Below are 1,007 nucleotides of genomic sequence, written 5' to 3'. Positions count from 1 at the left end.
CCGACCGGGGGCGCTTCGGGCCGGGGAGCAGCGCGCGGGTCGGCGGGCGGCGGGCGGGGCCGGATACCCTGCCACCATGATCGATTCTTATGTCGGGCTGGACGACGCCGGCGTCGCGGCCGCCGCCGCGGCCGCCGGGGCGGACGTGGTGCGCGAGCAGTACGGCCAGCGGCTCGACCGCGTCGACAAGGGCGGCGGGGACTTCGCCACCAGCGCCGACCTGGCGGCCGAGCAGGCCATCCTGGCCGTCCTGAAGGCGGCGCGCCCGGACGACGCGGTGTTCGGCGAGGAGGGCGGGCAGCAGGGCCCCGCCGACGCCGCCCGCCGCTGGTTGGTCGATCCCCTCTGCGGCACGCTGAACTATGCCTCCGGCGGCATGCTGGTGGCCGTCAACGTGGCGCTGGCCGAGGGCGCGGCGGCGGTCGCCGACCCGTTCGCCGGCGAGGTCTTCGGCACCGACGGTGTGACGGCCCGGGTACGGCACGCCGGCACCGAAACCCCGCTGGCCCCCACGTCCGCCACCGGCCTGGTGGACGTCAACCTGGATCCGCCGTTCCCGAGCGCCCCCGGGTTCCGGGCCGTGGACCTGCTCGCGCATCCGGACTTCATGGCCCGGTTCCGGCCCCGGGTGGTGTCCACCACGCTGGCGCTGGCCTGGGTGGCCGCCGGCCGGCGCGCCGGGTACGTCACCGACGGCGACGACCTCTCCGCCAGCGTGCACTTCGCCGCGGGCATCGCGCTGTGCCGGGCCGCCGGCTGCGTGGTCACCGGGCTCGACGGCGCCCGGCCCGGGCCGGGCAGCCGGGGCCTGGTCGCGGCGGCGGACGCCGAGACCCACGGCCGGCTGATGGCGATGATCCACGACCAGGGCTGAGCGCCCCGGCCGGCGGATGGCAAATGACCCACGGCCGGAGCTGAGTACCCGGGCCAGGCCACGCGCCGGACCCCGGGCCGCCGCCCCGCCCAGGCCGCCACACGCCGGACCCCGGGCCGCCACGCGCCGGGCC

1 protein-coding gene is annotated in these 1,007 nt (G+C 78.5%); it reads left to right on the top strand.

Features of this window, described 5'->3' with window-relative positions; genetic code table 11:
* Positions 1-76: 76 nt before the first annotated feature.
* Positions 77-874, top strand: a complete 798-nt coding sequence (locus LQ51_RS12245) for an inositol monophosphatase family protein (RefSeq protein ID WP_046565267.1) — start codon at positions 77-79, stop codon at positions 872-874.
* Positions 875-1,007 lie beyond the last annotated feature (133 nt).

Source organism: Micromonospora sp. HK10 (assembly GCF_000982955.1).
Classification (GTDB): domain Bacteria; phylum Actinomycetota; class Actinomycetes; order Mycobacteriales; family Micromonosporaceae; genus Micromonospora.
The sequence above is the reverse complement of the archived record's forward strand: the minus strand, read 5'-3'. Positions and strand labels throughout refer to the sequence as shown.